General features: G+C 70.9%; 16 protein-coding genes, 1 tRNA gene and 1 pseudogene. 14 read left to right on the top strand and 4 right to left on the bottom strand.

Annotated features, from left to right (window positions below):
- The 7 genes and pseudogenes from ADK64_RS45180 to ADK64_RS23300 form a co-directional block, all read left to right on the top strand.
- Nucleotides 1–136 (top strand): annotated as a pseudogene (locus ADK64_RS45180) (UTP--glucose-1-phosphate uridylyltransferase); the annotation flags it as partial.
- Entirely contained in the window at nt 133–1,455 is a 1,323-nt protein-coding gene (gene glp / locus ADK64_RS23325; RefSeq protein ID WP_053661799.1) for a gephyrin-like molybdotransferase Glp, read from the top strand. The pseudogene ADK64_RS45180 and the gene glp, both read left to right, overlap by 4 nt.
- Before the next feature lie 137 nt (nt 1,456–1,592).
- A complete protein-coding gene (moaC, locus tag ADK64_RS23320) occupies nt 1,593–2,072 on the top strand; it encodes a cyclic pyranopterin monophosphate synthase MoaC (protein ID WP_053661798.1) in 480 nt (159 codons plus the stop codon).
- Nucleotides 2,069–2,569 carry a MogA/MoaB family molybdenum cofactor biosynthesis protein gene (locus tag ADK64_RS23315; protein ID WP_053661797.1) on the top strand — a complete coding sequence of 167 codons (501 nt, stop codon included), beginning with the start codon at nt 2,069–2,071 and terminating at the stop codon, nt 2,567–2,569. Before moaC ends, ADK64_RS23315 begins: the two co-directional genes overlap by 4 nt.
- 20 nt (nt 2,570–2,589) lie before the next feature.
- Entirely contained in the window at nt 2,590–3,294 is a 705-nt protein-coding gene (locus ADK64_RS23310; protein ID WP_053661796.1) for a GNAT family N-acetyltransferase, read from the top strand.
- A gap of 189 nt (nt 3,295–3,483) precedes the next feature.
- Complete coding sequence (gene glpR, locus ADK64_RS23305) at nt 3,484–4,713, top strand: gephyrin-like molybdotransferase receptor GlpR (protein ID WP_199829697.1); 1,230 nt, start codon at nt 3,484–3,486, stop codon at nt 4,711–4,713.
- Nucleotides 4,714–4,840: 127 nt separating this feature from the next.
- A tRNA-Ala gene (locus ADK64_RS23300) sits at nt 4,841–4,914 on the top strand.
- A 120-nt stretch (nt 4,915–5,034) separates the two neighbouring features.
- Here ADK64_RS23300 and ADK64_RS23295 read toward each other — a convergent pair.
- The gene (locus ADK64_RS23295; RefSeq protein ID WP_053661795.1) at nt 5,035–5,511 is read right to left on the bottom strand and encodes a GNAT family N-acetyltransferase; all 477 of its coding nucleotides are present in this window, start codon (nt 5,509–5,511) and stop codon (nt 5,035–5,037) included.
- Between the two features lie 82 nt (nt 5,512–5,593).
- Between ADK64_RS23295 and ADK64_RS23290 the strand changes: the two genes are divergently transcribed.
- Nucleotides 5,594–6,397 (top strand): exodeoxyribonuclease III, encoded by an 804-nt coding sequence (locus ADK64_RS23290; RefSeq protein ID WP_053661805.1) that lies wholly within the window; start codon nt 5,594–5,596, stop codon nt 6,395–6,397.
- Between the two features lie 31 nt (nt 6,398–6,428).
- Here ADK64_RS23290 and ADK64_RS23285 read toward each other — a convergent pair whose 3' ends face one another.
- Nucleotides 6,429–7,064 (bottom strand): MerR family transcriptional regulator, encoded by a 636-nt coding sequence (locus ADK64_RS23285; RefSeq protein WP_053661794.1) that lies wholly within the window; start codon nt 7,062–7,064, stop codon nt 6,429–6,431.
- A 252-nt stretch (nt 7,065–7,316) separates the two neighbouring features.
- Here ADK64_RS23285 and ADK64_RS23280 point away from each other — a divergent pair, with 252 nt between their 5' ends.
- From ADK64_RS23280 to ADK64_RS23265, 4 genes are all read left to right on the top strand, one after another.
- Nucleotides 7,317–8,993, top strand: coding sequence for a flavin-containing monooxygenase (locus ADK64_RS23280; RefSeq protein ID WP_053661793.1), 1,677 nt, complete (start codon nt 7,317–7,319; stop codon nt 8,991–8,993).
- Nucleotides 8,990–9,988, top strand: a complete 999-nt coding sequence (locus tag ADK64_RS23275; RefSeq protein ID WP_053661792.1) for an alpha/beta fold hydrolase — start codon at nt 8,990–8,992, stop codon at nt 9,986–9,988. Before ADK64_RS23280 ends, ADK64_RS23275 begins: the two co-directional genes overlap by 4 nt.
- On the top strand, nt 9,985–10,869 hold the full coding sequence (locus ADK64_RS23270) for an SDR family oxidoreductase (RefSeq protein ID WP_053661791.1): 885 nt from the start codon (nt 9,985–9,987) through the stop codon (nt 10,867–10,869). The genes ADK64_RS23275 and ADK64_RS23270 overlap by 4 nt, the downstream gene beginning before the upstream one ends.
- A 92-nt stretch (nt 10,870–10,961) precedes the next feature.
- On the top strand, nt 10,962–11,204 hold the full coding sequence (locus tag ADK64_RS23265; protein WP_053661790.1) for a hypothetical protein: 243 nt from the start codon (nt 10,962–10,964) through the stop codon (nt 11,202–11,204).
- A 154-nt stretch (nt 11,205–11,358) separates the two neighbouring features.
- Here the strand turns inward: ADK64_RS23265 and ADK64_RS23260 are convergent, their stop codons facing one another.
- Nucleotides 11,359–14,745: a S41 family peptidase gene (locus ADK64_RS23260; protein WP_053661789.1), complete on the bottom strand. Its 3,387-nt coding sequence runs from the start codon at nt 14,743–14,745 to the stop codon at nt 11,359–11,361.
- Nucleotides 14,746–15,167: 422 nt separating this feature from the next.
- On the opposite strand from ADK64_RS23260, the gene ADK64_RS23255 reads away from it, so the two are divergent.
- Both ADK64_RS23255 and ADK64_RS23250 read left to right on the top strand, forming a co-directional pair.
- On the top strand, nt 15,168–15,776 hold the full coding sequence (locus ADK64_RS23255; protein ID WP_053661788.1) for a TetR/AcrR family transcriptional regulator: 609 nt from the start codon (nt 15,168–15,170) through the stop codon (nt 15,774–15,776).
- A 164-nt stretch (nt 15,777–15,940) separates the two neighbouring features.
- Entirely contained in the window at nt 15,941–18,160 is a 2,220-nt protein-coding gene (locus ADK64_RS23250) for an MMPL family transporter (protein WP_053661787.1), read from the top strand.
- A gap of 93 nt (nt 18,161–18,253) precedes the next feature.
- On the opposite strand, the gene ADK64_RS23245 is transcribed toward ADK64_RS23250, so the two are convergent.
- The gene (locus ADK64_RS23245; RefSeq protein ID WP_053661786.1) at nt 18,254–18,766 is read right to left on the bottom strand and encodes a hypothetical protein; all 513 of its coding nucleotides are present in this window, start codon (nt 18,764–18,766) and stop codon (nt 18,254–18,256) included.
- Nucleotide 18,767: the final 1 nt, after the last annotated feature.

Genomic DNA, 18,767 nt, shown 5'->3' with positions numbered 1-18,767 from the left:
CCGCCGCTACGACACCGGCGACCGCGGCGACTATCTGCGTGCCATTGTCAGACTCGCGTGCGAACGTGAAGACCTGGGCCCGGACTTCCGGACCTGGCTTCGCAGTTACGTAGCCGAGGAGATGCAGCAATCTTGAGCAGCGCCGTGACCCGCCCCGCCGACCCGGACCACCTGTGGTCGGTGGACGAGCATCTGGAGGACATCCTCTCGACCGTCCGCCCCCTCGAGCCCATCGAGCTGCAACTGCTCGACGCCCAGGGCTGTGTCCTGGTCGACGACGTCACGGTGCCGGTGTCCCTTCCGCCGTTCGACAACAGTTCCATGGACGGGTACGCGGTGCGGGTCGCGGACGTAGCGGGCGCCGGAGAGGAGTTCCCGGCCGTCCTGGACGTCGTCGGTGATGTCGCCGCGGGCGCGGCCGACCTGGTCCGGGTCGGTCCCGGGCAGGCCGCCCGCATCATGACCGGTGCGCCGCTGCCCCCCGGCGCCGAGGCCGTCGTCCCCGTCGAGTGGACCGACGGCGGGCTCGGCGAGGGACCGGTGAGCGGCATGCGGGCGCGCAGCTCGGCCCCCGAGGGTGCCGAGGGGCACGTGCGCGTGCACCGCCCCGTCGAGGCACGCGCGCACGTCCGCGCCAAGGGGAGCGATGTGAAGGCCGGCGACCGTGCCCTGGAGGCCGGCACGATCCTCGGCCCGCCGCAGATCGCGCTGCTCGCCGCGATCGGCCGCGGCACGGTACGCGTGCGCCCGCGCCCGCGCGTGGTCGTCATGTCTACCGGTAGCGAACTTGTGCAGCCCGGCGAGGAGCTGGCCAGCGGCCAGATCTACGACTCCAACAGCTTCGCCCTCACCGCCGCCGCGCGGGACGCCGGTGCCATCGCCTACCGGGTGGGTGCCGTCGCCGACGACGCCGACACCCTCCGCTCGACCATCGAGGACCAGCTCATCCGTTCCGATCTGCTGGTGACCACGGGTGGGGTGAGCGTCGGGGCGTACGACGTCGTCAAGGAGGCGCTGTCGTACGCGGGCGACGAGGACGAGGCGGGCAGCGGCGTGGAGTTCCGCAAGCTCGCCATGCAGCCCGGCAAGCCCCAGGGCTTCGGCTCCATCGGCCCCGATCACACGCCCCTGCTGGCCCTGCCAGGCAACCCCGTGTCGTCGTACGTCTCCTTCGAACTGTTCGTCCGCCCCGCCATCCGGACCCTCATGGGTCTCACGGACGTACACCGGCCCCGCACCCGGGCCGGCCTGAAGACGGACAAGGCGTTCTGCTCGCCCAAGGGGCGCCGGCAGTTCCTGCGGGGCGTGTACGCCGACGGGGAGGTGACCCCCGTGGGCGGCGCCGGCTCGCACCTGATCGCGGCGCTGGCGCAGGCCAACGCACTGATCGTCCTCCCCGAGGACGTGGAGTCCGTCGAGCCCGGCGCCGAGGTGGAGGTCGTGCTGCTCGGCTGACGCACGCGCGCGTGAGCGTGCGACGGGGCCCAGAGGGGTCCTGGCCCGGTGCGTGCGCCGACTTGGCGGTACCGTGGCGCGCACAACAGGCCCGTGCTCCGCACTGTGACGGGCCCGGACCGGGAGCGGCACACAGCATGAGTACGCAGGACGGACTGACGCACATCGACGAGGCGGGCGCGGCCCGCATGGTCGACGTATCCGGAAAGGACGTGACCGCGCGCACCGCCCGCGCCAGCGGCCGCGTTCTCGTCTCACCCCGCGTGGTCGAGCTGTTGCGCGGCGAGGGGGTACCCAAGGGGGATGCCCTCGCCACCGCGCGTATCGCGGGCATCATGGGCGCCAAGCGCACCCCTGACCTGATCCCGCTGTGCCACCCGTTGTCGGTGTCCGGTGTGAAACTGGATCTGTCGGTCGCGGATGACGCCGTGGAGATCCAGGCCGTCGTGAAGACGACGGACCGTACGGGCGTCGAGATGGAGGCCCTCACCGCCGTGACGGTCGCCGCGCTCACCGTGATCGACATGGTCAAGGCGGTCGACAAGGGAGCGGTCATCACGGACGTACGGGTGGAGGAGAAGACCGGCGGCAAGTCCGGCGACTGGAGCCGGGCATGACCTACCGCGCTCTGGTGGTCACCGCCTCCAACCGGGCCGCGGCCGGTGTCTACGAGGACAAGGGCGGCCCCTTGATCGCCGACGGCCTGAAGGGCTTCGGATTCGACGTCGACGGACCTCAGGTCGTCCCCGACGGGGACCCCGTGCGGGAGGCGCTGCGCGCGGGCGTGGGGGCCGGTTACGACGCCATCGTCACCACCGGCGGCACCGGTGTCTCGCCCACCGACCGCACGCCCGAGGCGACCCGCGCGGTGATCGACTACGAGGTGCCCGGCATCGCGGAGGCCATCCGGGCGTTCGGCCGGGAGAAGGTTCCGACCGCCGCGCTGTCCCGGGGCCTGGCCGGGGTGGCGGGGCGCACCCTGATCGTCAATCTGCCGGGCTCCACGGGCGGTGTGAAGGACGGCCTCGCCGTACTGGAGTCCCTGCTGGTCCATGCCGTCGACCAGATCCGCGGCGGCGACCACCCCAGACCCAGTAGCGGGGGTGCGAGCTGAACAGCCCTTCCTGGCCTGTCGTGCTGGCGGACGGTGATGTCGTCCTCCGGCCGATAAAGCTGCGCGACCAGCGGGCCTGGCGCGAGGTGAACCGGCGCAACCGGGACTGGCTGCGCCCCTGGGAGGCGACCATCCCGCCGCCCACGCCGAGCGGACCGATCACGCACCGGCCGACCTACCGCCAGATGATCCGGCACCTGCGTTCCGAGGCCGGCGCGGGCCGGATGCTGCCGTTCGTCATCGAGTATCAGGGGCGGCTGGTGGGGCAGTTGACCGTCGCCGGGATCACCTGGGGCTCGATGTGCTCGGGGCATGTCGGGTACTGGGTGGATGAGGCGGTGGCCGGGCGGGGCGTGATGCCCACGGCCGTCGCACTCGTGGTGGACCACTGTTTCCGCACCGTCGGACTGCACCGCATCGAGGTCTGCATTCGACCGGAGAACCGGCCCAGTCGCCGGGTCGTGGAGAAACTCGGATTCCGCGAGGAGGGGCTCCGGCCGCGCTATCTGCACATCGACGGGGCCTGGCGCGACCATCTGGTCTTCGCGCTCACCGCGGAAGAGGTGCCCGATGGGTTGCTCGCACGCTGGCAGCGGGCACGTTCCCAGGGGGAGCGACACATCGAGCGCCCGGCGGACGAGGGGGGCGCGGCCGGTGCTTCGCGCGCCCTGGGCTCCGCGGATCCGTCGTGGAATCCCCAGAGCACGCCGGGGAATCCCGCCTAGCCTCTCAGGAATTGAATACATGTTCGAATTTGATCGCATGCTGACCGTCTGAAGGCATTGAATTTCGCGACCGGGGGTGGTCCTCTGATCGCATCGATCGCAAAAAAAGCTGGAAATATCAGCCAGATCGTGCGACACACCGGCCCAATTGGCGGATGGCCTCACGCAAACCCCTCTACCGTGTGAGGCGTGAGCAGCAGCGGCCTCATCTACGCAGTCATTGTCGGGGCCTGGGCCGCCTACTTGGTGCCGATGTGGCTCCGTAGGCAGGACGAGCTGAACGAGGCCCGTCCGACGGAACGCTTCAGCACCGCCATCCGGTTGCTGTCCGGACGGGCGGGCATGGAGCGCCGATACGCCAGGGACCTGCGGGCGCGCTCCGCCCAGGAGGGGGAGCCGAACGCCGGCGACCCGGACGCCGTCACCGACTCGGTGGACGTCCGGGCCTTCGCCATGCCTCCGACCCGTCGTCAGGTACACGCGGAAACCGGGCCCGAGGCGTCCGGGAGAGCGGAACCGGCACGCGAACAGGCCGCCGCACCGGCGCCCAAGTCCGCGCCCGCACACCACTCCTCCGGTGCACCCGCGCGCGCATCGGGCTCCGCGCCCGCACAGAGACGAGTGCCATCCGCGCGGCGTGCATCCTCGTCGCAGGCGGCCGCGGCGCGCGCTCAGCGCTCGAAGGTTCTCGCGCGCCGTCGGCGCACCACCGTGATGCTCTTCATCGGCTTCACGCTCGGCGCGATCGTCGCCGCTGTCGGGGGGCTCGCCTTCCTGTGGGTGCCCGCCGTACCGGCCGTACTGCTCAGCGGGTACATCGCGTACCTGCGTTCGCAGGAGCGCCGCCGTTTTGCCTACCAGATGGACCGTCGGCGTGCCGAGGTCGCTGCGCAGCGGTTGCGGGAGCGGGAGCGCCAGCCGCGTCGGCGCGCGCCCCTCGACGCGAGTGCTGGTGCTGACGAACCGGAGGAGGTTCAGGAGACCGAGACGGACACGGGTCTCTCCGCGCTTGCCGCGGACCGGCGTGCGCTGGTCGAGCAGACCGACCACGCCGAGTGGGTCGACCAGCAGCGTGAGCGGCAGCGGCGGCCAGGCGGGGACAGCTGGGACCCGGTGCCGGTGCCCCTGCCGACGTATGTGACCGCGCCGGTGGCGCCGCGAGCCACGGCCGGTGTGGATCTGGGGGCGCCGGACACCTGGAGTTCGGCGCGTTCCAGCTCGGTCGCGCCGGAGCACGAGACGGCCCACGCGCCGGAGGCGGAGCCGGGTGAGCAGGCGTCCGCGGCAGAGGACAAACCGGCGGAGGCCCGCAGCGACGCGCGCCGCGCTGCCTCCGCGCGCCGGGCGCGCGAGCGCGGGCGTACGCCGCTGTTCGATCAGTACGAGGACGGCGACCGCCCGCGCGCGGCGAACGAGTGACCCCGCCCGCACGCTCCCCGGCGCGCCCCCGGCGGTGCGCGCCCCCTCCACTGGCCCCTGCTGTGACCAGTCAGGGAACGGATTTCCAAGCACCCCGATGGGGATGCTAAAGTTTCACTCGTTGCAAGGGCCTGTGGCGCAGTCCGGTAGCGCACCTCGTTCGCATCGAGGGGGCCAGGGGTTCAAATCCCCTCAGGTCCACGCAGCATGAAGCCCCTGTCGGCAGTAGTCGACAGGGGCTTCATCGTGTCTGCAGGAGGCGTCGGCCACTGCCGGGCCCGCCGGGGCTCAAGCGGGCCTGGTGTGATCCGAGTTACAGGCTCAGAGTTTCTTCGCGAAGCAGCAGCTCTCCTCGTGGTGGCGGTAGTAGCCGAACTTGGTGCATGGCTCGTAGCCGCTGGACGTGTACAGGGCGATGGCCTCCGGCTGCTTGGTGCCTGTCTCCAGGACCATGCGGAGCCGGCCCGAGGCGCGGGCGTCGTCCTCCAGGGCTGTGAGCATGCGGCGCGCCAGGCCCTGGCCACGCACCTGCTCGACGACGTACATGCGCTTGAGCTCGGCGTCGCCGTCCTCGTTGCCCTCGTCGTTCTGGTCCTGGCTGCGCCAGCCGCCGGTCGCGACGGGGTGGTCGTGTTCGTCGTACGCGATCAGATACACGCCGCGTGGCGGGGTGAAGTCAGTGGCGTCGAGGGTTGTGGCGTCGCCGCCGTCGCCGTAACGCAGGTGGTACTCGGCCTGGACCTCGTCATTGAGCTTGACGGCGTCGGGGTGATCGAAACGGACGCGACGTATATTCATACTGGTTATCGTACTTCTATGCAGTCGGTGATGGCTGGACGGTGTGGACGGACTCCGACCAGTGTGCCGGTATCGTGCCCTGGTGCTGACTGTGACCTCGGTGAATGTGAACGGGCTGCGGGCCGCCGCCAAGAAGGGCTTCGTGGAGTGGCTCGCTCGGACGGAAGCGGACGTCGTCTGCCTGCAAGAGGTGCGCGCCGAGCCGCACCAGCTGCCGGAGGAGGTCCGGCAGCCCGATGGCTGGCACGTCGTGCACGCCCCGGCCGCTGCCAAGGGCCGCGCGGGCGTCTCCCTCTACACGCGGCGCGAGCCGGACGGTGTCCGGGTGGGCTTCGGCTCGGCCGAGTTCGACGGCAGCGGGCGCTACGTCGAGGCCGACCTGCCCGGTGTCACGGTGGCCTCCCTTTATCTGCCCTCCGGCGAGGTCGGCACCGAGCGGCAGGACGAGAAGGTGCGCTTCATGGACGAGTTCCTCGTCCATCTCAAGGAGCTGCGCGCGCGTGCCGCTGCCGACGGGCGCGAGGTGGTCGTCTGCGGTGACTGGAACATCGCCCACCAGCAGGCCGATCTCAAGAACTGGCGCGGCAACACCAAGAACTCCGGCTTCCTGCCCGAGGAGCGGGAGTGGCTCGGCTGCGTCCTCGATCCGACCGGCGGCGGGTATGTCGACGTCGTGCGCGCCCTGCACCCCGATGTCGAGGGGCCGTACAGCTGGTGGTCGTACCGCGGGCGGGCCTTCGACAACGACTCGGGGTGGCGTATCGACTACCACGTCGCCACGCCCGGGCTGGCCGGCAAGGCCGTCAAGGGGTTCGTGGAGCGCGCGGCCACGCACGCCGAGCGGTGGTCCGACCATGCGCCGGTGACCGTCGTCTACGACCTGTAGGTGCGCCCCCGTCCGCCGTCGGCGGACGGGCTCAGGTGCCCTGCCCGCCGGGCTCCTTGGTCAGGCGGCGGTCCAGGGCCAGGGAGAGTTCCGCCTCTACTACGCTGCGGGCCAGCGGGCGCAGGCGCTGGAGGTCCTCCTCCGGGGCGTGGCGCAGGATCAGGTCGGCGAAGAGTTCCGCCAGGGCGTCGGCGTGCTCGCGGACGCGGGCGCCGGCCGCGAGGACCTCGCCGAGCGGGATGCCTTCGCGGACCAGCGCGGAAGAGACGTCCAGCAGGCGGCGGCTGATGTGGACGATCTCATCGCCGTCGGTGCCCAGATAGCCCAGCTCCAGGGCGGCGGCGAGGTTGTCGGGGGTCACCTCGCCCTCGAAGCGGGCGGCGAGTTCCTCGGGGGTGAGGCGGACCGGCTCCTCCTCGGTGGGGGTGCCGACGCCGAGCAGGTCGGCGACGTTCCGGCCCTGGTCGAGGGCCTCGGCCAGTTCCGCGATGCCGTTCAGCGTGTGGCCGCGTTCCAGCAGGGCGGCGATGGTGCGCAGGCGTGCTAGATGGTGCTCGTCGTACCAGGCGATACGGCCCTCGCGGCGGGGCGGCGGGATCAGTTTGCGTTCGCGGTAGAAGCGCAGGGTGCGCACGGTGATGCCGGCGAGCCGGGCCAGCTCCTCCATGCGGTACTCGCGCGGGCTTGAGGTGTGCGCGCCGTAGTGCGCGCCCTGTGCGCCGTCCTGGCCGTCGCGCCTGCTGTTCCGACCCTCTGGGCCTTCCTTACGTCCACCGTCGTCTGCCACGCCCGCAGCCTATGTTGTACCGCCGGTAACTTTCCCTCCCCCGACCCCTACCGCTCGGTACGGAGCTGCTCTACAGTCCCATTGCGCCAGTGTTCACTGGCAGAGTCGAAGGCGATGCGTGGAGGCTTCGGGATGGCCGAGCACGAGCATGTACGGGTGGCGGTGATCGGGTCCGGGTTCGGCGGGCTGGGGGCCGCCGTGCGGCTGCGCCGCGAGGGGATCACCGACTTCGTCGTCCTGGAGCGGGCCGACAGCGTCGGCGGCACCTGGCGGGACAACAGTTACCCCGGGTGCGCCTGTGACGTGCCCTCCCACCTCTACTCCTTCTCCTTCGCGCCCAACCCCGACTGGCCGCGTACCTTCTCCGGGCAGCGGCACATCCGCGCCTATCTGGAGCACGTCACCGATCTCTTCGGCCTGCGCCCGCACATCCGCTTCGGCTCTGAGGTCAAGCTGATGAGCTGGGACGCGGAGAACCTGCGGTGGAACATCGAGACCACGCGCGGTTCGCTCTCCGCCGACGTCGTCGTCTCCGCCACCGGGCCACTGTCCGACCCGAAGATCCCCGAGATCCCGGGCCTGGAGTCCTTCCCGGGCAAGGTGTTCCACTCCGCCCGCTGGGACCACGACTACGACCTGCGCGGCAAGCGCGTCGCCATGATCGGTACCGGCGCCTCCGCCATCCAGATCGTGCCCGCGATCCAGCGCGAGGTCGACCGGCTCACCCTCTTCCAGCGCACCCCGCCGTGGGTGATGCCCCGTGTGGACCGCGCCATCAGCGGCGCCGAGCGCCGGCTGCACCGGGCTGTGCCCTTCACCACCCAGCTCAGGCGCGGACTGCTGTGGGGGATCCGGGAGCTTCAGGTCCAGGCGTTCACCAAGCGTCCGGATGAACTCGGCCTGGTCGAGCAGCTCGCCAAGCGCAACATGGCCCGCGCGATCAAGGACCCGGCCCTGCGCGCCAAGCTCACCCCCGACTACCGCATCGGCTGCAAGCGGATCCTGTTGTCCAGCGAGTACTACCCGGCGCTGGCCAGGCCGCATGTGGACGTCGTCGCCAGCGGGCTGAGCGAGGTCCGCGGGGCCACGCTCGTCGCGGCCGACGGCACCGAGGCCGAGGTCGACGCGATCATCTTCGGTACGGGCTTCCACGTCACGGACATGCCGATCGCCGAGCGCGTGGTCGGCGCGGAGGGCACCACGCTCGCCGAGTCCTGGAAGAACGGCATGCAGGCGCTGCGCGGGGCCGCGGCCGCCGGGTTCCCGAACTTCATGACGGTCATCGGGCCCAACACCGGCCTCGGGAACTCCTCCATGATCCTCATGATCGAGTCCCAGCTGAACTACATGGCCGACTATCTGCGCCAGCTCGATGTCCTCGGCGGCCGCACCGCCCTGGACGCCCGGCCCGCCGCCGTCGAGTCCTGGAACGACAAGGTCCAGGAGCGTATGAAGCGGACCGTGTGGAACACCGGCGGCTGCACCAGCTGGTACCTGGACGCGAGCGGCCGCAACACCACCATCTGGCCCGGTACGACGTCCGAATTCCGGAGTGCGACGCGGCGGGTGGACCTGGCGGAGTACGAGGTCATCCGCACGCCCGGCGTGCGGGGTACGGGTGCCGGCGCGGAGAGCACGACAAGCGCCGTGGAGTCCAGCGCGCACGGCGTGAAGGATGCGAAGAGCGCGGGATCCGGCGCGAAAAAGGCTGATGGGCCGGTCCGCACCGCCAAGCAATCCGCGCGCGCTACCAAGAAGTCCGCGCCCACGCACGCCAGTGGCGCGCAGCAGAGCGAGGGCGCCGCATGAGCCGGCCCGCCCCCGTCGCCGACGGCCGCTACGCCCCGCCCGCTCCCTCCCATGAACTCACCGTCGTCTCCGCCGACGGCGCGCGACTGCACGTCGAGGTGCACGGGCCCGAGAAAGCGCCCCCCGTTGTTCTCTCCCACGGCTGGACCTGCTCGACCGCCTTCTGGGCGGCGCAGATACGGGACCTGGCGACCGATCACCGGGTGATCGCGTACGACCAGAGGGGGCACGGGGGCAGTCCCGCAAGCCCCGCGTGCACTACTCACGCGCTCGCGGACGATCTCGAAGCGGTGCTCGCGCAGACCCTTGCGCGCGGGGAGAAGGCTCTGATCGTCGGGCACTCCATGGGTGGCATGACGATCATGGCCGCCTCCACGCGCCCCCTCTTCCGGGAACACGCCGCCGCCGTCCTGCTGTGCAGCACAGGCAGTTCGCGGCTGGTCGCTGAGGCGCGCGTGATGCCGATGCGCGCCGGGCGCCTGCGCACCTGGATCACCGGGCGCGTTCTTGGTTCGCGCGCTCCTCTCGGACCGGTCACGCCGGTCGCGAAGAGCATCCTCAAGTACGCGACCATGGGCGCCGGTTCCGCGCCGCACATGGTGGAGGCGTGCGCGCGGATCGTGCACGCCTGTCCGCGCACCGTACGCCACGCCTGGGCCGGCGTGCTCGCGGCGCTCGATCTCGACCACGGCGTACGGGAGTTGCACGCGCCCACCGCGGTGTTGCACGGCGCGTCCGACCGGCTCACGCCCCCTGTGCACGCCCGCGCGCTGGTTGCCGCGCTGCCGCACTGCGTCGGTCTCACCGAGTTGACCGGCGTCGGGCACATGAGCCCGATCGAGGCTCCCGACCTGGTGACCGGCAGAATCCGGGAACTCGTCACCACGTACGTCACGGGGGACGCCACCGGCACACCCGACACACCCGACACACCCGGTGCCCCTGACGGCACCGAACGCCGTTCCACCCCGGCGCAGATCAAGGAGGGCGCATGAGCAGGTTCAGCCTCGAAGGACAGGTCGCGGTCGTCACCGGGGCGGCGCGCGGCGTCGGTGAGCTGCTGGCGCGCAAGCTCTCGGCGCGCGGTGCGAAGGTCGCGCTGGTCGGACTGGAGGAGGAGGCGCTCAAGGAGGTCTCCGGGCGGCTGCACAGTGACAGCGCGTACTGGTACGCCGACGTCACCGACCACGAGGCGATGAGCCGGGTCGCGCGGGAGGTGAAGGAACGGTTCGGGAAGGTGGACATCGTGGTCGCCAACGCCGGTGTGGCGACGGGCGGTCCGTTCGTCGACTCCGATCCGCAGGCCTGGCGGCGGGTGATCGAGGTGAACCTGATCGGTTCGGCGGTGACCGCGCGGGCGTTCTTGCCGGTGCTGGTCGAGAGCCGGGGCTATCTGCTCCAGATAGCCTCCCTCGCCGCGATCGCCCCCGCGCCGATGATGACGGCGTACTGCGCCTCCAAGTCGGGCGTGGAGGCGTACGCGCACAGTCTGCGCGCCGAGGTCGGCCACCAGGGCGTGCGCGTCGGCGTGGGCTACCTGTCGTGGACCGACACCGACATGGTGCGCGGCGCCGACCAGGACGACGTCATGCGGGAGTTGCGGCAGCGGCTGCCGTGGCCGTCGAACAAGACGTACCCGCTGGGCCCCGCCGTGGACCGGATCGTGGCCGGGATCGAGCGCCGCTCGGCGCACGTGTACGGACAGTGGTGGCTGCGCGGCATGCAGGGCGTGCGCGGCTATCTGCCGGCGCTCATAGGGACGGTCGGGCAGCGCGAGATGAAGCGGTTCGGACCCCGTTTGCAGGGGATGAACTCCGGACTCGTCGGCGCGGGCGGGGCAGCCGACGAAGCGGCGCGGACTACGCACCGTAACTGATCCACATGCGTTCCGTGGTCCTCCGTGTGAATCTGGTCGAGGCCCCACCGAGGGCCGATCCCCCCTCTCACTCACCACAGGAGTGAACCCACATGGGTATGAAGGACCAGTCCCAGCACAAGGCCGGCGAGATGCAGCAGCAGGCCAAGGACAAGCTCGGCCAAGGCCACGAGAAGACCGGCCGGCGCGGTCAGCAGCCGCAGGGCCGGCAGGGGCAGCAGTCGAAGTCGCAGCCGCCGCAGCCCGGGCGGGGCAGCCAGCACGAGAACATGCGTGACATCGAGGACTCGGACCGGGAGATGGAAGACCGGTTCGATCGGGACTACGACGCGTAGCCGCTGCGCTCGGCTTCGGCCGGGTTGACGCGTGGGGCACCCTTCGTATGCGGAGGGTGTCCTGCGTTTGTTCGGGGGTGGCTGCGGTGTGCTCCGATACGCGCCGGCGCCCCTTTGACACGCGTCCCCCACGGTCCCCTTTGACACGCGTCCCCTAGTCGTGGGGCCTCGGCGGTAGCTTCGGGCGGGAGTGGTTCGGGACGTCGCTGTAGTCCGGGGGGATGGCGGCGGGCGTGGAGGCCAGGAGGTCCAGGGCCAGTTGGATCGCGTCGTCCATCTGGGCATGGCGGCCCTCGGCCCAGTCCAGGGGGGTGCGCATGATCTCCAGGTCGGGGGAGACGCCGTGGTTCTCCACGGACCAGCCGTAGGCGTCGAACCAGGCGGCGTTCATCGGGACCGTGATGACCGTGCCGTCGCCCAGGCGGTGCCGGCCGGTCATGCCGACCACGCCGCCCCAGGTGCGCTGGCCGACGACCGGGCCCAGCCGGAGCAGCTTGAACGCGGCGGTGATCATGTCGCCGTCGGAGGAGGTGGCCTCGTCGGCCAGGGCGACCACCGGGCCGCGTGGGGCGTTCGAGGTGTACGACACCGGTTGCGCGTCCCTCGTCAGGTCCCAGCCCAGGATCGTGCGGGTCAGCTTCTCGATGACGAGTTCGCTGATGTGCCCGCCCGCGTTGCCGCGCACGTCCACGATCAGCGCGGGCCGGGACACCTCCATGCGCAGGTCACGGTTGAACTGGGCCCAGCCGGAGCCGCCCATGTCGGGGATGTGTAGATAACCGCACTTGCCGCCGCTCAACTCCCGTACGACCTCACGGCGTTTGGCGACCCAGTCCTGGTAGCGCAGCGGTCGGTCGTCGACGAGGGGGACGATCGCGACCCGCCGGGCCCGGTCCGTCGCCCCCTCCGCCGGGGTGAAGGTCAGCTCCACCGTCGTACCGCCGGAGCCCGCGAGCAGAGGGAACGGGCCGGTCACCGGGTCGACGGGGCGGCCGTCGACATGGGTCAGCACGGCGCCGTCGCGGATGCCCGTGCCGGCCAGCGGCGAGCGGGCCCGGGAGTCGGAGGAGTCGCCGGGCAGGATGCGCTTGAGGGTCCAGCCGCCGTTCCGGCGCACGAAGTTGGCGCCGAGGAGGCCCTGGCGGCGCTGGTAGTGGGGCGGGCCCTCGTTGCGGCGGGCGGCGGTGACGTACGCGTGCGAGGTGCCCAGTTCGCCGAGGACCTCCCTCAGGAGATCCGCGAACTCGTCGGGGGAGGCGACCCGTTCGACCAGCGGGCGATACTGGTCGAGCACCGCGTCCCAGTCGATGCCGCACATGCCCGGGTCCCAGAAGTAGCCGCGGATGATGCGCCCCGCCTCGTCGTAGGCCTGGCGCCACTCGGCGGGCGGGTCGACCTCGTGCAGGATGCGGCGCAGGTCGATCCAGACGGTCGTGTCCGCGTCGCCGGACTCCGTGGAGGGCACCGCGCGCAGGTCGCCCTCGTCCACGACGACCAGCCGGGTGGCGTCGCCGCTCACCGCGAACCAGTCCAGGTGGTCGACGAGTTCGGACTTCTTCGCCTTGGTGATGTTGAAGTACTCCAGGGTCGGGCGGCCGCTGGTGTCGGCCGGGTTGACGAAGGTCTCGCCGAGCGCGCCGGAGATCGGCCAGCGCAGCCAGACCAGGCCGCCGCCCGCGACCGGGGTCAAGGCGGAGTACTTGGAGGCGATGACGGGGAACGGTGTGACCCTGTTCTCCAGGCCCTCCACCTCCACGGTCACCGTGCCGGCCTCGCCCGTCTCCTCGTCCTCGACCGGGTCGAGCCCACCGGCGGCCGGGCGGCCCTCGGGGTTCAGAGCGAAGGGGGAGGGGGTGGCCGAGTTCAGCGGGACGAGGTAGGGGCGGCAGCCGAGCGGGAAGGACAGGTCGCCGGTGTGGACGTCGTACACCGGGTCGAAACCGCGCCAGGAGAGGAAGGCGAGATAGCGGCCGTCGCGGGTGAAGACGGGGTTCTCGTCCTCGAAACGGCCGTTGGTCACGTCCACGATCAGCCGGTCCTTGATGCGGGCCAGCTTGACCTGGCGCAGGGAGCGGCCGATGCCCGGGTGGGACCAGGCGAGCCAGGAGCCGTCGGGGGAGAAGGCGAGGTCGCGGACGGGGCCGTTGATGGAACGGATCAGCTCGGTGACCCGGCCGGCCGTGTCTCCCGATGTCTCGGACCCCTCAGCCTCCTCGGACCCCTCAGGCCCCCCAGACCCCTCAGGCCCCCCAGACCCTCCAGGTTGCTCGGTTCCCCCGGCGACGGCCCCCGTGACGTCCGCGCCCGTTTCCTCTCCCTCCCCTCCCTCCCCCTCCCCGGTGTCGATCAGCAGCAGTCGTCCGTCGTGCGAGGCGACCGCCAGTCGTTCACCCTCCGGATCGGAGATCATCTCCAGCACCCGGCCCAGTGCGCCGGAGGCGAGCCGGCGCCGTGCGCGGTCGCCGGTCGCGCGGGGCAGCTGGGCGACCTCGACGGCGTCCTCGCCCTCGGCGTCGGTGACGTACGCGACCTGCCCGGTCGTGCCCAGCATCTCCGGCAGCCGTACCCGGACACCGGGCGTGTCGGCGATCGTGCGGGCCGGGCCGTCGCGGTGGGTGAGCCAGTACAGGCTGCCGCGTACGACGACGGCGCTGGCCCGGCCGGTCTCGTCCACGGCGATGCCGTCGACGTTCTGCGCGGCCGGCACCTGGTACCGGCGGCGCCCGGTCGCCGGCCCGGCGAGCCGGACGTCGAGCTTGCGCGGCATGCCGCCCGGGGAGAAGTCGTCCACGAGCCACAGGTCGCCCGCGCACTGGTAGACCACCCGGGTGCCGTCACTGGAGGCGTGCCGGGCGTAGAAGGCGTCGTGGTCGGTGTGCCGGCGCAGGTCGGTGCCGTCATGGGCGCAGGAGTAGAGGTTGCCGACGCCCTCGTGGTCGGAGAGGAAGGCGATCCGGCCGGCGACGAACATGGGTGAGGCCAGATGGCCGCCGATGTCCGGCACGAGTTGCTGCCCGTGCAGCCAGAGGCGGCCCATGGCGCCGCCGCGGTAGCGCTTCCAGGAGGCCGGTTCGTGCGGCGGGGTGCCGGTGAGCAGGAGGGTCTTGTGCTCGCCGGCGACGTCGGCGACCTGGATGTCGGCGACCGGGCCCCAGGGCAGGCGTCCGCCGGGGTCGCCGTCGGTGGGGACCTTGTAGGCCCAGGTGAAGTAGGAGAAGGGCTGGCCGTGGGAGGCCACCGCCAGGATGTCGTCCTCCGGCGTCCAGCCGCAGACCTGTGTGTCGGCGCTGCCCCAGTACGTCAGTTGCCGCGCGGGACCGCCGTCGACGCCGACCAGGTGGATCTCGGGGACGAGACTGCGCCAGGTCGTGTAGGCGATGTGGTGGCCGTCGGGCGAGAAGCGCGGGTGACCGGCCTTGGTGCGGTCCGCCGTGAGGCGCCAGGCACGGCCCGGCGTGTCGAGGGGGGCCAGCCAGAGGTCGTCCTCGGCCACGAAGCACAGCAGGTCGCCGCTGAGGTGGGGAAGGCGCAGATAGCTCACCTACCCATGCTTTTCCGGGCGAACGGCACCAGCAACTTGTGAACACGTGAGCGACCCGTTGGGTAGGGACTCGTGCGGCCGGGTTTTCCGAGCCGGACACCGGACACCAGCGGCTCGCCTTCGCCCGGCATCGGACACCGACGGTTCGTCGACGCCCGGCACAGGACACCGGCCGCCCGTCTGCGCCTGGCACCGGACACCGGCCCGTCCGTCTGCGCCCGGCACCCGGCACGGGCGGCCCGTCTGCGCCCGGCACCGGGTACCCGGCACCGCCCGCCGAAGCCCTGCGCCAGGAACCGGCTTATCGAAACCCAACAACCGTGACCCAACCCACGTACGAAACGGTTTCGTTTCGTACGCTCTCAGGGTATCTTCATGGTGGTACGCAACACAGGAGGATCCGGAGCGGGAAGGTGAATGGCATGACCGAGGTCGTCGCAACGGCGCGTCGCAGTCGGATCACGCCCGAGCGCGAGGCCGAGCTGTACGAGGCCGTGCTCGATCTGCTCCGGGAGGTCGGCTACGACGCCCTCACCATGGACGCCGTGGCCGCCCGCACCAAGTCCAGCAAGGCGACGCTCTACCGCCAGTGGGGCGGCAAGGCCGAGCTGGTGGCGAAGGCGGTGCGGCACAACAAGCCAGGCGGCATGGGCCTCGACGAGATCGACACCGGGTCGCTCAAGGGCGATCTGCGCGCTCTCACCATGCGTTCGGACGACTGCGAGATGGAGCAGAACTCCGCCCTGATGCGGGGTCTGGCCATGGCGGTGCACAGCAACCCGGATCTCCTGCGGGCGTTCCGGGATCATCTGATCGAGCCGGAGATGGCGTCGTTCCGCCGCGTGGTGCAGCGGGCGATCGACCGGGGCGAGGTCCGGGCGGACAACCCGGCGATCGAGTTCATGATGCACATGATGCTCGGTGGCTTCGCGGCCCGGACGATGATCGACGAGCTGCCGCCGACGCAGGCCTTCCTCATGTCGTACATCGACGCCGTGGTCCTCCCCGCCCTCGGCATCTCCACCAGCTGAAACCCCGACTGGGAACGCCGGTCGGACCCCCGGCCGAAACCCTGGCCGGAACGCCGGCCGATCCCTCTCCCCAGCAAGCCCACCACCTGACGTCACCGCTCACGTCGTCGGGCTGAACGCCCCTGCCCAGATCCACCCCACGACCTGACCGGGAGTACGCCTCCGTGGCCACGTTTCTGTACAGAATCGGCCGTCTCGCCTTCCGGCGACGGCACTTCGTCGCCCTCATTTGGGTGGCGCTGCTGACCCTCGCCGGGGTGGGTGCGGCCTCCGCACCGCCCGCCGGCAACACGTCCTTCTCCATCCCCGGCACCGAGGCGCAGAAGGCCTTCGACCTGCTGGAACAGCGCTTCCCCGGGATGAGCGCCGACGGCGCCACCGCGCGGGTCGTCTTCAAGGCGCCGAGCGGCGAGAAGATGACGGACACCCTCAACAAGCAGGCCGTCGAGAAGACCGTCAAGGCGCTGGGCACCGGCTCCGAGGTCGTCTCCGTCGCCGACCCCTACGCCGGGCACGCCGTCAGCAAGAACGGCCAGATCGCCTACGCCTCGGTGAAGTACAAGGTCTCCGGCATGGAGCTGAAGGACTCCTCCAAGGACGCCCTGAAACAGGCCGCGCAGCACGCGCGTGACGCCGGGCTGACCGTCGAGATCGGCGGTGACGCGCTGAGCGCCACCCCGGAGACCGGCTCCAGCGAGGTCATCGGCATCGCGATCGCCGCCGTCGTCCTCGTCATCACCTTCGGCTCGCTGCTCGCGGCCGGATTCCCGCTGCTGACCGCGATCGTCGGTGTCGGCATCGGCGTCTCCACGATCACCGCGCTCGCCAGCGCCCTGGACCTGGGCTCCACCACCTCCACCCTGGCCTCGATGATCGGCCTGGCCGTCGGCATCGACTACGCCCTCTTCATCGTCTCGCGCTACCGCGCCGAACTGGCCGAGGGCCGCGAGCGCGAGGAAGCGGCCGGACGCGCCGTCGGCACGGCGGGTTCGGCGGTGGTCTTCGCGGGCCTGACCGTGGTCATCGCCCTGGTCGGCCTGTCGGTCGTCAACATCCCGATGCTGACCAAGATGGGCGTCGCGGCGGCGGGCACGGTCGCCATCGCCGTCCTGATCGCCCTGACGATGATCCCGGCGCTGCTCGGCTTCGCGGGCCGCAAGATCAAGCCCGCCGGCCAGAAGAGCAAGCTGCTCGGCGGCGGCCGTACGCCCAAGAAGCCGGGCCGGCCCAACATGGGCACCCGCTGGGCGAGCTTCGTCGTACGGCGGCCCGTGGCGGTGCTGCTGCTCGGTGTGATCGGCCTCGGCGCGGCGGCGGTCCCGGCCGCCTCCCTCGAACTCGGCCTTCCGGACGACGGCTCCCAGCCGACCTCCACCACCCAGCGCCGCGCCTACGACCTGCTCTCCGAGGGCTTCGGACCGGGCTTCAACGGCCCGCTGATGGTCGTCGTCGACGCCAAGGACAGCCATGACCCCAAGGCGGCCTTCAACAAGGTCGGCGACGAGATCAAGGGGCTGAAGGACGTCGTCACGGTCACCCCGGCCGTGGCCAACAAGGCCGGCGACACCGCGACCATCACGGTCGTCCCCGGGTCCAAGCCGTCCTCCAAGACGACCGAGGACCTGGTCCACACCATCCGTGACAAGGGCGCGGACATCGCCAAGGCGACCGACTCCAAGCTCCTGGTCACCGGCTCGACGGCGATGAACATCGACGTCTCGCAGAAGCTGAACGACGCGCTGCTGCCGTATCTGGCGCTCGTGGTCGGCCTCGCCTTCCTCCTCCTGATCGTGGTCTTCCGCTCGGTTCTCGTCCCGCTGAAGGCGGCCCTGGGCTTCCTGCTCAGTGTGATGGCGGCCCTGGGCGCCGTGGTCGCGGTCTTCCAGTGGGGCTGGCTGTCCGGCCTGATGGGCGTCGAGGAGACCGGACCGGTCATGTCGATGATGCCGATCTTCATGGTGGGCGTCGTCTTCGGCCTCGCGATGGACTACGAGGTCTTCCTCGTGACCCGGATGCGGGAGGCGTTCGTCCACGGCGAGAAGCCGACCCAGGCCGTGGTGACGGGCTTCCGGCACGGGGCGCGGGTCGTGACCGCCGCCGCCGTCATCATGATCGCCGTCTTCTCCGGCTTCATCGGCTCCACCGAGTCGATGGTCAAGATGATCGGCTTCGGTCTCGCGATCGCCGTCTTCTTCGACGCGTTCATCGTCCGCATGGCGATCGTCCCGGCGGTGCTCGCTCTGCTCGGCAAGCGGGCCTGGTGGCTGCCCAAGTGGCTCGACCGCGTGCTGCCGAACGTCGACGTCGAGGGCGAGGGCCTGCGCTCGGAGGCCGAGCGCGCCGGCGTCGGTCCCGACGGGGAGAAGGAGCTGGTACGCGCGTGACGTACCGCTTCTGATCCGCAGAGGCCGGCCGGTGAGGGTGCCCGTGGGGACGGGGCTGCACCCTCACCGGCTGCTTTTCTCTGCTTTTCTCTTCTAGTGCCGCGAAGTGGTCATCTTCAGGCGGAACTTGGGGCACACGTCCGGGTCGTCGTCCTCGTAGAGGTACGTCTGCCCGGCACCCTTGGCGATCGACAGCTTGTCGAGGGTGTCGCCGTTCAGGAAGGTGCGTGGCTCGGTGAGGGACAGCCGCACGCGCGCGTGTGCGTCGGATCCGGTGCCGGACCGCACGGACCAGGTGCCCGACCCGTTGAACTCGGCGCCGAGTTCGCTCTTGTACCAGTCGCCGGTCGGCCAGCGGTGCACGGTGACCGTGCCGCCCGGTCTGCCGTCCGTCGACGTGAGCGTGATCGTCGTGCCCTTGGCGTCGCCCTCTCCCGCGTAGGTGCCGGTCAGGTCCGTCGAGCTGACGGAGTCCGCCTGCTTGGCCATACAGGCCTCGACGGCCGTGGACGAGGAGGAGCAACCGGCCAGGGGGGACAGCAGCGCAGGCACGACGACGGCCGTCATCCAGCGCAGCCGCCGGCCTGCCGGGAGGACTCGGGACACG

This window comes from Streptomyces sp. MMG1121, assembly GCF_001280015.1.
In the GTDB taxonomy this organism is placed as follows: Bacteria; Actinomycetota; Actinomycetes; order Streptomycetales; family Streptomycetaceae; genus Streptomyces.
Note: the sequence above shows the minus strand (reverse complement) of the source record. Positions and strands in the feature narration are given on the sequence as shown.